The sequence below is a fragment of the Rhizobium sp. R634 genome (genome assembly GCF_002211305.1).
In the GTDB taxonomy this organism is placed as follows: Bacteria; Pseudomonadota; Alphaproteobacteria; order Rhizobiales; family Rhizobiaceae; genus Rhizobium.
This window is the reverse complement of sequence record NZ_LOKW01000006.1, coordinates 180,062-193,838: the sequence shown is the minus strand read 5'-3', so window position 1 is coordinate 193,838 and position 13,777 is coordinate 180,062. Positions and strand designations below refer to the sequence as shown.

The window sequence follows — 13,777 nt, the reverse complement described above, 5'->3', positions numbered from 1 at the left end:
GAAGGAAGCGCCCTTCGTCTATCGGTTAGGACACCAGATTTTCATTCTGGGAAGAGGGGTTCGACTCCCCTAGGGCGTGCCACTCCTCTTCATTATTGAAGCATCCGTGATCTGCTTGCAGATATCGCTCCCCTTTCCTATTTTAACGAAATCGGCACGCGCCCTTCGTCTATCGGTTAGGACGACAGATTCTCATTCTGTAAAGAGGGGTTCGACTCCCCTAGGGCGTACCAGCTCGATTATCGCAATCCGACCGAAGCCATCCTGGAATGCCGGATTTTTTCCGACTGCATACGCTCTCGGCGACGGGATTTTCCACAGCGGAAAAAAATCGGCGAAAACGGTGATTTTTTCGCGTCTTGGCGCTTGCGGCTTTCGAAGGTGCTGACTATAAGGGCGCCACCACGAAGGAAGCGCCCTTCGTCTATCGGTTAGGACACCAGATTTTCATTCTGGGAAGAGGGGTTCGACTCCCCTAGGGCGTGCCACTTCTCTCTCCAAATTTCATGTCGTTCAGCGCCTTGCGACGCGATCTATTTCGCCGGCGCGGCGTCGCAGACGCGCAACTGGATGCGGCGCGCGCCCTGATAATGCTCGGCGCCCAGCGAGCCTGCGACGTGCAGGCTGGCGCCGCGGGAATTGAGGAGCAGGCTGCCAAGCGACGTCTCGGCGGCGCGGAAAGCGATGCCGTCGAGTCTCGATCCGTCCATCGCCTCCAGTGTCACCTTCACATGTCTCTCGCCGACCAGGCGCGCGTCGCGCACGCGATGGGCAGGCACAGCAAAAAGCGGTTGCGCATGGCCGGAGCCATAGGGGCCGGCGGCCTCCAGGCGGTCGATGAGTTCCAATGTGGCGCCACTCGCGCCGATCGCGCCATCGATCTTCAGCGTCTCGTTGGCGACGAGGCTCGCCACCGTCCTTGCCGCCTTCTCCGTGAAGAAGGTTCTCAGCCTGCCGAGATCGGCACGTTCGACCGTGAGCCCGGCGGCCATGGCGTGGCCGCCGCCCTTGACCAGAATCCCTTCTTCGACGGCCGCGCGCACCATCCTGCCCATGTCGAAGCCGTTGATGGAGCGGCCGGAGCCGGTGCCGCGGCCGGAGGGATCGAAGGCGATCGCGAAAGCCGGCCGCTTGAACTTCTCCTTCAGGCGCGCCGCGATCAGCCCGACAATGCCGGGATGCCATTTCTCATGGGCCGTGACGATGACGGACGCGCCCTCGCCGTCGCCATATTCGGCAAGCGCCTCGGCTTCCGCCTCCTGCAGCATGATGGCCTCCATTGCCTGACGCTCCCGGTTGAGCTCGTCGAGGCGCTGCGCGATCATTTCCGCCTCACCGGCATCGTCGAGCGTCAACAGGCGGCTTCCGAGTGCGGCATCGCCGATCCGCCCGCCGGCATTGATGCGCGGGCCGATCAGGAAGCCGAAATGATAGGGTGTGACCGGTCCGGCGAGCCCAGCCTTGCGGAAAAGTGCGGCAAGGCCGGCATTGCTCTGGTGCCGGGCGGCGACCAGCCCCTTCACGACATAAGCGCGGTTGAGGCCCTTCAGCGGCACGACATCGCAAACCGTCGCCAGTGCCACGATATCCAGCCATTGCAGCAGGTCGATCGCCAGGATGCGCTTGTTGCCGGCCGCACGCAGTAGCCTGAGCGTGGCGACCAGCACCATGAAGACCACGCCGGCCGCGCAGAGATGCCCCTGCCCCGACAGATCGTCCTCGCGGTTCGGATTGACCAGCGCATGACAGGGCGGCAGCTCGTGTGTCACCTGGTGGTGATCGATGACGACGACATCGATATTGCGCGCAGCCGCCGCGGCAAGCGCCTCGTGGCTGGTGGAGCCGCAATCGACAGTGACGATCAGCCGGGCGCCGTTATCGATCAGCTGATTGATCGCAGCCGGATTGGGCCCGTAACCTTCGAAGATGCGGTCGGGAATATAGATGCTCGCCTTGACACCGAAATGGCTGAGAAAGCGGAACATCAGCGCCGAGGAAGCCGCACCGTCGACATCATAGTCACCGAAGATCGCGACGTTCTCGCCGCGCTCTATCGCGCTTACGAGGCGGGTCGCGGCCTTTTCGCAATCGGTCAGCTTATGGGGATCGGGCATCAGGCTGCGGATGGTCGGATCGAGGAACTCGATCGCTTCGTCCACCGTCACGCCGCGCCCGGCCAGCACACGGGCGATCAGATCCGGCAGCCCGTGGATCTGCGACATGGCCAGGGCACGGTTCTGCCCGGCCTGATCGAGCCGCGCGACCCAGCGATTGTCGAGCGCGGATTTCTCCACGCCGAGAAACGCGCGCTGTACGGGATCGACGAGATCTGCCATGCCAAACTCCGCTGACTTCATCTGCTCTTTCTACAGGAGCAGCGGAGATAACATAGCGACGGGTTTGCAGACACGGATTTTTACCAGAATATCGCCCAGATGATCAGGGCGATGCCGGCCAGTTGCACCAGCAGGAACGAAAACAGCGTCAGCAGAATGGCCCAGTTTCGGCCTTCCCTATCATTGTCGCCGTCGGTCTCATCCCGAGCCCCCCGGCGAACTTCATGGCGGGCCGGCTTGAGGATTTCCTCCATCGCACCGGGATCGTCCCGCGGCACCTCATCCGTGTAGCCATGCCCCTTCCCGGCATGGCTGTCCTTGCTCATGAAAAATCTCCACCCGGCGACTCACTGTCTTCCCGTTTATTTATATCAATATTTCGGTATCTGTTAATATAGCCTTCCGTTAGGGAAGGTTAGACAAATCACAGTAAGTTTACGGCTAAAGGTTGCGGGAGTTGACCTGATGTGAACAGCCGGAACCGCGTTAATAGGTTGTGCGACGGTCCACACGGTTCCTAGACAGCCATTCGATGACAATCGCCAGAAAACGCGAGGGGAGCTTCGATTGGTCTTTTCAGGAAGCCTGCGTCTCAATACTGCCGAAAAGTAATAATCAATACAATCTCAGCGATCGGACGGTCCGATCGCTGAGCGAACAGCGCCCTGAAAATCGACCTGGGAACCGTCTGACGCTGCGTTGTCATGATGCTTCTCGACGAAGGGCTTCCATACTCCTTGCAATTGACCGCCGTCACAGCGCTGTGACGCGCATTAATGTTAATAATATCAATAATGCAGGGTAGATTGACTTCGCTATATTACGAGGGGCTAATTAAGACATAACAGCCATGTGGGAGTTAGCGTAATGAAGAGAGTTCTAGTAGCAGGCGGAGCTGGTTTCATTGGTTCGCATATGTGCGACAAGCTTTTGCTCCGCAAGGATGTCAGCAAGCTCGTGGTCGTCGACAATCTCTGGACCGGCCGGGCGGAGAATCTGGCCCACATCAAGGATCCGCGTCTGCATTTCGTGCGCTCCGACGTCGAAACACTTCAGACCTCCGACACGTTCGACGAGATATACCATTTCGCTTCTCCGGCCTCGCCGCCCTGGTACATGAAAGAGCCGAAGCGGACGATCTCGGCCAATCTGCTCGGCGCCTTTCGCCTGCTCGACCTCCTGAAGAAGGGCGGCCGCTTCTGCTTCACCTCGTCGTCCGAGGTCTATGGTGATCCGCTGGTCTCGCCGCAGCCGGAAAGCTACAAGGGCCAGGTCGATTGCACCGGGCCGCGCTCCTCCTATGACGAAAGCAAGCGCTGCACCGAATCGCTGCTGTTCGAACTGCAGCGCACCCAGGGGCTGGATGTCCGGGTCGTGCGGCCCTTCAACTGTTATGGGCCGCGCACGCGGCCGGATGACGGCCGGGCCGTCTCCAACTTCATCACCCAGGCGCTGACCGGCCGCTCGATCACCGTCTTCGGCGACGGGCTGCAATCGCGCAGCTGGGGTTATGTCGACGACATCACCGAGGGCTTCGCCCGCTATTTCTGGATGAACGAGACCGATTACCGGGGACCGCTCAATGTCGGCAATGACCGCGAGATCTCGGTGCTCGACGTCGCCAAATATGTCTCCAGCCTGATGGGCGGCGTGCCGATCGTCTTCAAGCCGTCGCCGCCGCAGGATCCGACCAACCGGCGGCCCGATCTGACCAACGCCAAATACGTCATGCCGGAATGGTCCTGCAAGGTCAGCTATGAAGAAGGCGTGGCAAAGACGCTCGACTGGTTCAGGGCGGAATTGAAGCCTCGCGCCCCGAAAGCCAGCGCTATCGGCGCCCGCAGTCCACGTCAGCGCAAGCCCATGCAACTGAGTGGTTTCTCGAGTCTCTGAGGTGAGCGTGACGATAAGGGGAACGATCCCGCGCGACATGAAAGACGTCGTCTTTCCAATGCCCATCCAATACCTGGATCCCTCCTCGTATGACGTTGGTACGGATGCTCCGGCGATCGGCGCCGGGCTCGTGGTGTTCATGTCCGAAGGTCTTCCCGTAGGCCAGGCCTATGTCGAAAGCCCCGAAAGTCCGGCTGCCTTGTTTGCGAAGACCGTGCAGCCGGATATCGTCGAGAACGCGCGGCAGGTGACACAGGCGCCGATCGTGAACCGCGATGTCAGCGTTCTCATCTGCACCAAGGATCGGCCTGAAGAACTTGCCCGATGTCTGGCATCCGTGCCGAAGCAGTCGCTTCCTCCGGTCGAGATTATCGTGGTCGACAATGCGTCGGCCGGCGATGCGACGCGTCGTGTCGTGGAGGCAGCCGGCGCCACCTATGTCAGGGAAGACAAGATCGGGCTGGACCATGCCCGCAATGCCGCCGTGCGCGCTGCAAGGACCGAATTTGTCGCATTCACCGACGACGATGTGGTGCTTCACGAACGATGGCTCGAAAATCTGATGAAGGCATTCGATCGACTTGACATTGGATGCGTCACCGGACTTGTCCTGCCTGGAGAGCTTTCCACCCCCGCCCAGCTGATATTCGAAACCCATTGGGGCTTCGGCCGGGGTTATCGGCGCAAGGACTTCGATCAGGATTTCTATCGCCAGCACGAACGATACGGGGCGCCGGTCTGGCTGGTCGGTGCGGGAGCAAGTCAGGCCTTTCGCCGAAAGGTATTCGATGAATCCGGTCTGTTCGACGTCCGGCTGGACATGGGAGCGGCCGGATGCTCCGGCGATTCCGAATTCTGGAATCGCCTCCTCCATCACGGCCAGACCTGCCGCTATGAGCCGACGGCGGTTTCATGGCATTTCCACCGCAAGGAGATGGAAGGGCTGGCGAAACAGATCCACCAATATATGAGCGGCCATGTGGCGGCGCTGCTGGTGCAGTATCAGAATACCGGCAATCGAGGAAATCTGCGCCGCATCTTCGTCTCGCTTCCCGAATATTATTTCAAAAGGTGGAAAAGACGGCTCCGGAAGGGAACGACGTCGCACGACTTTTTTCTGAAGGAAGAGGTTCTGGGCAGCCTGCATGGCGCCTTTTATCTTCTCAGCCGCTGGAAAGTGCAGCCATGGTGACTGCGCCGAGGCCTGCAATTTCGTTTCTCATCCCGGCCTTCAACGCTGCCGCTACGCTGGCGGATTGCCTGGGCAGCCTGAAAAATCAGACAATCACTAGCTGGCAGGCGGTGGTGGTGGACGATGGTTCGCGCGATGAAACCTGGGAGGTGCTTGAAAAGATTGCCAGGGCAGACAGCCGGATCACGATCCACCGTCAGCAGAATGGCGGCGCCGCGGCAGCGCGCAATGCGGCGGCCGAACTTGCCCTTGCCCCCCTGCTCTGCATGCTCGATGCGGACGATTGGCTGGATCCCGCTTTCATCGAGACCATGCTGCCGATCGCCAAGGACCAATCTAAACCGCTTATAGCCCATTGCAGCTATCGCCGCGTCACAGCCGACGGCCGGATGCTGAAGATCGAGGACGCGCCAGATCTTACTGGCGATCGTGCAATCTCCGAATTGTCGTCATTCTGTGCCCTCGCCATTCATACGGCCGTTTTTCCGCGCAGCCTTTTCAAGCAAATCGGCGGCATGGATGCCTCGCTGCAAACCTGCGAAGATTGGGATCTATGGCTTCGCATGGCATTCGCCGAGGCTCGCTTCCAATCGGTGGACAAGTGCCTCGCCTTCTACCGCATGAAGGAAGGCTCTCTGTCGGCCGATCCGGTCAAGATGGTGCGGGACGCGGTTTTCGTGACGAAAAGGGCGCAGGCGCTGCAAGCGGAACACGGATTGCCGACGCAGCGTGAAGACGCCGCCTGGCTGACGCCGGCGCTCAGCCAGCTTCGGATGCTGGTCTGGGTCGCGTCGGCCAATCTTTGCCCGGAGGACCATCTCACGGAACTGGCGCGGATTCTGCCGGAATTTCCTGATGCTTCAGGTTCCGAGGACCTTATGGCATTGGTGATCCTTCATGGATTGCAGACGGGACGGCTGGTCCAGAATACCGCTGAATTGGTCGATGTCATCGACGCCTGGGCGCCCACGGTTGCGCACCTCCTCAGCCTGATCGAAAGCCATTCGTTTCCCGGAACGGCACGCAAGATAGAGCAGCTCATTGCCTGGCGACTATCGTCAGAAGCCCTCTCGCGTTCCTTCAGGCTTGGGCGCGTTCAGACGGCCGGCGTCGACGCCAGGCATCTCGCCCCGATTTCGAAGGCAGCCGAAGCCGATACGCTGCTGCTGCAGCTTTCGTCCGGCCAGGAGCATATCGGCACCCATGTCGGACCGCTATGGGGAGATCTGTCCGTCGGCGCACTCGTGCATCTGATCGTCCGGGAAATGCATGCGGGCAATCGGCTGCCCGCGCCGGTGACATTCGCCTATGCGCGCGATTGGTCTTCCGAAGTCGTCCGCAACTACCGAGGCTTCCTCGGAATCCTTCGCCGGGGAGGAAGACGGCGGGGCCGGCTCCGCCGCCTTGTTCGCTCGACCCACGAGAATGCTCTCATAAAATCCTCGGCGGACGGCGGTAGAAACAACGGTCCGCTCCCTTCCGTGGCAAAGCCGGTTGGCGAGCCGCACAGTGCCGTTGCAGCCGAGCACCCCGAAAACCAGACCGGAAAAAATGCCGTTCCGTCCGAGGCCGTTTCCAAGGAAGAATATTGGGAGCGCGTCTTCGAGCGCCCCGATCCGTGGAACTATCTCTCCGTCTATGAACAGGTCAAATACGAGCAGACACTGAGCCTTGTCCCGGAAGGGATAGGCAAGGCCCTGGAACTTGCCTGCGCGGAGGGGATATTCTCCGCAAAGCTGGCGCGGAAGGTCGGGACACTCACGGCGACGGATATTTCGCGGCGCGCGATCGAAAGAGCATCCCAGAGATGCCGGGAGAGCCACAACGCCGAATTTCGTGTCCTGGATTTCGCAGGCGACGACATTCCGGGTGGGCAGGACCTGATCGTCTGCTCGGAAGTCCTCTACTACATGGACGATGAAAAGGTTCTGGAACGGGTCTGCCGGAAGATCGCCGCAGCCTTGAAGCCGGACGGCTATCTGATCACGGCGCACGCCCATCTCAGGCGTGACGAGCCCGATAGAACCGGTTTCGATTGGAGCAACCCGTTCGGTATCGGCACGATCCGGAAAATTCTTTCAGAGCTGCCGGAGCTGGCGCTGGAAGAAACGATCGAGACCGAGCTTTACGCCATTCATCGGTTCCGCAAGCGCGAGACGTCTGCCCACACGACGCGGGTCGAGTCTCATGGCGTTCCCTTGGAGACCGATGTTGCCAAGCACATTATCTGGGGACCAGCCGGCGTCGATCGGGCGGCGGCCTGGTCGAACGAGACGGCGACGTCGGTCCCGGTGCTGATGTATCATAGGATTTCGGACGAAGGTCCGGATCGGCTGCGGCGCTACCGGATCGCTCCAGATGTATTCCGACAGCAGATGCAGTTTCTCAGGCGGCAGGGTTACTACACGCTGACGGCGGATGGTCTGGCCGAACTGCTTCGGGCCGGAAAGCCGATCCAGGGACGACCGGTCGTCCTGACTTTCGATGACGCCTATCTCGATTTCCTTGCCAATGCCTTTCCGATCCTTGCCGAGAACGGCTTCGGCGCGGATGTTTTCGTGGTGACGGATAAGGTCGGCGGCCGATCGGATTGGGATGCTTCCTATGGCGAACCGGCCGCGCTGATGTCGTGGAACGATATCGAAGAACTTCATCGACAAGGCGTCCGGTTCGGCTCGCATCTGGCCTCCCACAGGCCGGCAAGCGCGTTGGACAATAGCGCGTTGCTCGCCGAAGCAGCCCTTTCCCGCAACATGCTCGAAAATCGCCTTGGTGCTGCGGTGAGTTCCATCGCACTTCCCTACGGCAGCACGGATTTTCGCGTTCCCGGCATTCTGGCCGAGGCTGGTTATGAGATTGGGTTCACCACGAGGCCGGCGAAAGCGGAGTTGTTCGACAATGTGCTGTCGCTTCCGCGCCTGGAGGTTCGCGGCGATCTCCCCATCAAGGCGTTCGCCGAAATGATGGGCCAAGCCGAGGCGTTTATCGGATGAGCGCCATGAACACCGGCACCCCTTTGGTTAGCGTCGTCATTCCCGCATACAATGCGGAAAAGACGCTGGCGCAAACGCTTCGAAGCATATTGGCCCAGACTTACCAACAGCTGGAGATACTCGTCGTGGACGACGGGTCCCGGGACGGCACTTTCGAACTGGCGAAGGAGTATGGTCTTTCCGATCCTCGCATCCGCGTTCTTCGCCAGGAGAACGGCGGCGTTGCGCGCGCGCGCAACCACGGTGTCCGGGAGGCACGCGGCAGCTATGTCGCGCCGATCGATGCGGATGACCTCTGGCATCCCCGGAAAATCGAGCTGCAGGTTCAGGCGATCGGGACGCTCCCCATGGGCCTCGGCGTCGCCTATAACTGGTATGCGGCGATCGACGGCAACGACGTGATTTTCGGGCATTCGAGACCCGTGCTCCATGAGGGCGATGTCTTCGAAGCGATGGTCAGGGAAAATTTCATCGGGAACGGCAGCACACCCCTTATGCCGCGCGCGGAGGTTCTGGCATGCGGCGGCTATGATGCCGGCCTGCGCGATCAGGGAGCCGAAGGATGCGAGGATCTGAAGCTTTATCTCGCATTGGCGGCAAGACTGCCCTTTGCGCTGGTTCCTGATTTCCTCACCGGATACCGCTTCACCGCCGGCAATATGTCGAGCAACGCCACGCGCATGCTGAAATCCCACGCACTTGTCATGGCAGACATCAAGCGGCGCCATCCTGCTCTTGCCGACACGGCGACGCTCGCGGAATTCGACACGGCGCGCTGGTATTTCAAGAAAGCGTTTAGCGGCGGCGACTACGGGCAGGCTGGGAAACTGGTGCCCATTCTGGTCCGGGAATTTCCCTCGATGCTTGCCGTCCGCGCCGTCAGGGATCTCTGGCGCTCGGCGAAACGGCAGCGCAGAAGATTGTTGAAGCGTCTGTCCGGTAAGTCTTCCGTTTCCCCGAAAGGGGCAGCACCGATAGACGTGGCGCTCCCCGTCAGCGGCACTTCCTTTTACGGCCTCATCGCCGCCGCACCGGCCAGGCAGAATGGCTCCTTCACGGAACCCCGGGCGGACCGTCTATGACGAAGCTACGGAAACCCATTCGCGGCAGACCGGCGAGCGCGTTCAACATTATTGTCGCGGCGCGTTTCCGCGAACTGCTCGAGCTTGTTCCGTCGCTGCGGCTGAAGACCTCCATCCTGATCGTCATCGGCATCCTGACCGGCCTGTCGGAAATGGTGGGGATCACTTTGCTGGTCAGCCTGGTTTTCGTTCTCAGCCAGCAAGGTCCACTGTCCGGCCCGGCCGTCGCCTGGCTTCCGGCCTTCTTTGGCGGATTCGAATCTTCCGTGACGAAGCCGATGCTGGTGGCCGTCCTGGTATGCGCGATCATCCTCAGGATCGTTCTCGGCTTCGCCAACGAGATCATCGCGAGCACTGTCAGCCATCAGATCAGCGAGAGTATTCGCCAGCGGCTATATTCAAAGATCCTGACGATCCCGTTCCAGCGTTTTCAGCATTATGAGCGCAGCGACCTGATCAATGTGATCGCCACCGAATCCTATTCGGTGGCCTCGGCTCACGCCAGCCTGGTGCGACTTGGGGTCAATCTCGGTACGATTGTCATTTTCGGCGTGGGAATGGTCATCATGGCATGGCCGATCGCCGTGCTCGCAGTCGTGTTCGGTGTCATCCACAATCTGAGCCTCGGGTTGTTTGCCGCTGCCTATCGGCGTCTCGGTGCCACCAGCCTTTCAGCGGTGGAGGAACTCACCCATCTGACCTGGACGACGCTGCAAACCATGAAGGCGGTCAAGAGTTTCGGGCTGGAAGATCGCTACAGAGGCCTGTTCGAGACCTTGTCCCGGAAGGTAGGCGAAACCTGGCGACGCTCGGACCGGATGGGAGCGGCGACCTCTCTCCTCAGCGAGACGCTGACCTTCGGCGTGATCCTAACGATCATCCTCTCCTCACAGTTCCTGCCGGTGGATTTCCAGGCCGCCTTATCCGCGACCATCCTTCTCTACAGGCTTCAGCCGCATATCAAGCAGTTCGATTCGCAGCTGCTGCGCCTGCATGAAATCGAAGCTTCGCTGCAAAACGTGCTCGCTCTGACCGCGGAACAGGACGACGCCAGGAAAATCGCGGGCGGAGCGCAGCTGCCGCATCTGAAACATGAAATCGTCTTCCACGACGTGTCCTTCTTCTACGACGCGGCCAAGATGCCGGCCGTAAACCACGCCAGCTTCTCGATCAAAGCCGGCGAGACGACGGCGCTGACCGGCCCCAGCGGCTCCGGCAAAACGACGATCATCAACATGCTTCTCGATCTCATTCAGCCGACGGATGGCCGAATCACGATCGATGGCCAAGACCTCTCGGCGATCGAACGTTCCAGCTGGCTGAGGCTGCTCGCCGTCGCCGGCCAGGATGTCGAGCTCATGGAAGGCACCGTCCTCGACAATATCAGCTTCCGCCGTGATATCCCCGAGGAGGATGTTCGCTGGGCCGCGGATATGGCCTGCGCGACGGAGTTCATCGAGAACCTGCCCTATGGTTTCGACGAATGGCTGGGGGACGAAGCGATACGGCTTTCGGGCGGCCAGCGGCAGAGGATAGGCTTGGCGCGTGCGCTTGCAAGCCGTCCTGAAATCCTGCTGCTGGACGAAGCCACCAGCGCCCTCGACGAGCCGACCGAAGCGCGCGTGCTTTCCAACCTGCTCAAGGAATACGATTCCCGCACGCTGATCATCGTCAGTCACCGGTCGGCGACCACAGCCTTGATGCAGAACCAGATTCGTCTTCATCCAACCGCGGTTGGGGAGGGGTAGTGGGATGGAAGCCTCCTCTCTCTCTGAAATACCGGTTTCGGTCATCATCCCCGCCTATAATGCGGCGCGCTATATTGCGTCCACGCTTCAATCGGTGAGAGAGCAGACACACGCAAAGCTCGAAATTCTCATCATCGACGACGGCTCCACGGACAGCACTCCGGATATCTGTCGTCAGATCGCAGCGGACGATCCCCGGGTCCGCATCATTTCGACGGAAAATCGAGGCGTGGCGACAGCGCGCAACATCGGCATCGAGGCCTCGACATCCGATTATGTCGCCTTCGTGGATGCGGATGACCTCTGGCACCCCTCCTATGTCGAGACCTTGTTGTCGGCCCTTCATCCCCTGCCCTCCGACTGGGGCGCCGTATACGCCCTTCACCGCATCATCGATTCCGAGGGCTATTGCACCAAGGCCAGCTCCGGCCTGAGCGCGAGGGGAATGGTCTTGGCCCGTCATCTCATCTTCCGCTTCGTCGGAAACGGCAGCGGCCTGATGATCCGCCGCGCGGTTTATGACGCGGTGGGCGGCTATGACCCGAGCTATGCGGAACGCGGGATCGGCGGCTGTGAGGATCTTGATTACGAGCTACGCGTGGCCGAAGCGTTCAAGATCGAGGCTGTCCCCCTCGGTCTGGTAGGATACCGGATTCATTCGGCCGCCATGTCTTCCGACAGTTCCAGAATGGCCCGATCCCTTCTGGCGGTGTACGAAGGCGCCATGGCCCGCAATCTGCAGCTTCCGCGATGGGTCGTCGATTGCGCCTTCGCATCGGTTCATCTCTATGCCTTTTCCAAATTCACCGCAGCGAAGAACTGGAAAAACGCGGCCAGTTCGCTGAAGCAGATCTTCCGTTTCAGCCCACGCCTCGCCTGCATCGTCTTCTTCGGCTTGATCCTGTCAAAACTGCGCAGGGCGGCAAACAGGATGCGGTCGAAGCTGGTAACGACCCCAAAAAATCTCATGAGATTCGATCAGCTGGATCCGCACGCGCCTTTAGGTGCCGGCCTGTCGAGCTTTCGAACGAAAAAGCTCTTGATGCAGCTTTCTGAAGTCGATCAGGCGCTCGACATCTCGCACCGCCAGCAGAAACGCGGCAGGTCTTTCACCGGGAATGGGCCGATCGGCGATGGCGACCCATTCGCTCTCTGATATCGAGCGGGTTCTTCCGTCTCCGCCTGAACTCAGCCTTCCTCTTTCGGCCGCTCGATACGAATGACCTGCGGCTCGCCGAAAAGATAACCTTCCGACTTGATAGAGGCGACTGCCCTGCGCACCGACTCTTCGGTCGTCGCGTGGGTGACGAGGATGATCGTCTGGTGGTGCGACGGCGCCAGATGCTGCTTGGAACGCTGGACGATCGATTCCAGCGAGATGTGGTTTTCGGCCATGCGGGTGGCGACGCTCGCAAAGACGCCGGTGCGGTCGAGCACGGTCAGGCGAATGAAATAGCCGCCCTCATGGCTCTGCATCTGCGCCTTGCGGTAAGGCTCCAGCGCCTTTGCGGGATGGCCGAGCACCGGCACGCGCTGGGCGCCCGGCTGGCTTTTGGCGATATCGGCGATATCGCCAAGCACCGACGAAGCCGTGGAATTGCCGCCGGCGCCGGGGCCGACCATCAGCAGTTCGCCGAGCACGTCGGATTCGATCGCCACCGCATTGGTGACGCCGTCGACCTGGGCGATGACCGAATCGACCGGCACCATGGTCGGATGCACGCGCTGCTCTATGCCGGTATCGGTGCGCTGGGCAACGCCTAACAGCTTGATGCGGTAGCCGAGTTCGGCCGCAGCGTGGATATCCTCGATCGAGATATTGGTGATGCCTTCGAGATAGATGTCATCGGCCGCGATGCGATTGCCGAAGGCGAGCGTCGTCAGGATGGCAAGCTTGTGGGCCGTGTCATTGCCCTCGATGTCGAAGGCAGGATCGGCCTCGGCATAACCCAGCCGCTGCGCTTCCTTGAGGCATTCGGCGAAGGACAGCCCCTCCTTCTCCATCTTGGTCAGGATGTAATTGCAGGTGCCGTTCATGATGCCGTAGATGCGCGAAACGGCATTGCCGGTCAGCGATTCACGCAGCGCCTTGATGACGGGGATACCGCCGGCGACCGCCGCCTCGAAGTTCAGGAGCGAGCCCTTCTCTTCCGCGATCGCCGCAAGCTCGACGCCGTGATAGGCAAGCAGCGCCTTGTTGGCTGTCACCACATGGAGACCGCGCTGCAGTGCCGTGCGCACAGAGACGTTGGCCGCACCTTCGGCGCCGCCCATCAATTCGACGAAGACGTCGATGTCACCCTTTTCGGCAAGCTCTTCCGGCCGGTCGAACCAGGTGACACCTGAAAGATCGACGCCGCGATCCCGCGTCTTGTCGCGCGCAGAGACCGCCGTAATCGTGATCGGACGCCCGCAGGTGACGGCAAGCTCGTTGCTCTTCTGCTGAATGATGCGGACAAGCGAGGCGCCAACGGTGCCCAAGCCCGCAATGCCGATTTTGAGGGCATCTGCCATGGATCGATCCTGAAATATC

Annotated in this window: 9 protein-coding genes and 3 tRNA genes; 9 read left to right on the top strand and 3 right to left on the bottom strand. The window is 60.5% G+C overall.

From position 1 onward, the window contains the following. Nucleotides 1-7 precede the first annotated feature (7 nt). The 3 genes from ATY77_RS10470 (at nt 8) to ATY77_RS10460 (ending at nt 488) form a co-directional block, all read left to right on the top strand. Nucleotides 8-82: transfer RNA gene (locus ATY77_RS10470), tRNA-Glu, on the top strand. A gap of 76 nt (nt 83-158) precedes the next feature. Then, nucleotides 159-233: transfer RNA gene (locus ATY77_RS10465), tRNA-Glu, on the top strand. Nucleotides 234-413: 180 nt separating this feature from the next. After that, nucleotides 414-488: transfer RNA gene (locus tag ATY77_RS10460), tRNA-Glu, on the top strand. Nucleotides 489-533: 45 nt separating this feature from the next. On the opposite strand, the gene recJ is transcribed toward ATY77_RS10460, so the two are convergent. Then, on the bottom strand, nt 534-2,336 hold the full coding sequence (recJ, locus tag ATY77_RS10455; protein ID WP_088687302.1) for a single-stranded-DNA-specific exonuclease RecJ: 1,803 nt from the start codon (nt 2,334-2,336) through the stop codon (nt 534-536). Between the two features lie 80 nt (nt 2,337-2,416). Further along, entirely contained in the window at nt 2,417-2,662 is a 246-nt protein-coding gene (locus ATY77_RS10450) for a hypothetical protein (protein ID WP_088687261.1), read from the bottom strand. A gap of 541 nt (nt 2,663-3,203) precedes the next feature. Between ATY77_RS10450 and ATY77_RS10445 the strand changes: the two genes are divergently transcribed. The 6 genes from ATY77_RS10445 to ATY77_RS10420 are packed head-to-tail and all read left to right on the top strand — an operon-like array spanning nt 3,204 to nt 12,400. Next, nucleotides 3,204-4,229 carry an NAD-dependent epimerase/dehydratase family protein gene (locus tag ATY77_RS10445; RefSeq protein WP_088687260.1) on the top strand — a complete coding sequence of 342 codons (1,026 nt, stop codon included), beginning with the start codon at nt 3,204-3,206 and terminating at the stop codon, nt 4,227-4,229. Nucleotides 4,230-4,266: 37 nt separating this feature from the next. Further along, nucleotides 4,267-5,421 carry a glycosyltransferase gene (locus ATY77_RS10440; protein ID WP_088687259.1) on the top strand — a complete coding sequence of 385 codons (1,155 nt, stop codon included), beginning with the start codon at nt 4,267-4,269 and terminating at the stop codon, nt 5,419-5,421. Continuing rightward, a complete protein-coding gene (locus ATY77_RS10435; protein ID WP_088687258.1) occupies nt 5,415-8,414 on the top strand; it encodes a trifunctional glycosyltransferase/class I SAM-dependent methyltransferase/polysaccharide deacetylase in 3,000 nt (999 codons plus the stop codon). The genes ATY77_RS10440 and ATY77_RS10435 overlap by 7 nt, the downstream gene beginning before the upstream one ends. Nucleotides 8,415-8,419: 5 nt before the next feature. Next, complete coding sequence (locus ATY77_RS10430; protein WP_245314320.1) at nt 8,420-9,496, top strand: glycosyltransferase family 2 protein; 1,077 nt, start codon at nt 8,420-8,422, stop codon at nt 9,494-9,496. Then, on the top strand, nt 9,493-11,244 hold the full coding sequence (locus ATY77_RS10425) for an ABC transporter ATP-binding protein (protein ID WP_088687256.1): 1,752 nt from the start codon (nt 9,493-9,495) through the stop codon (nt 11,242-11,244). The genes ATY77_RS10430 and ATY77_RS10425 overlap by 4 nt, the downstream gene beginning before the upstream one ends. Before the next feature lie 4 nt (nt 11,245-11,248). Further along, nucleotides 11,249-12,400, top strand: coding sequence for a glycosyltransferase family 2 protein (locus ATY77_RS10420; RefSeq protein WP_088687255.1), 1,152 nt, complete (start codon nt 11,249-11,251; stop codon nt 12,398-12,400). A 32-nt stretch (nt 12,401-12,432) separates the two neighbouring features. Here ATY77_RS10420 and ATY77_RS10415 read toward each other — a convergent pair whose 3' ends face one another. Further along, a complete protein-coding gene (locus tag ATY77_RS10415; protein WP_088687254.1) occupies nt 12,433-13,758 on the bottom strand; it encodes a homoserine dehydrogenase in 1,326 nt (441 codons plus the stop codon). Between the last annotated feature and the right edge of the window lie 19 nt (nt 13,759-13,777).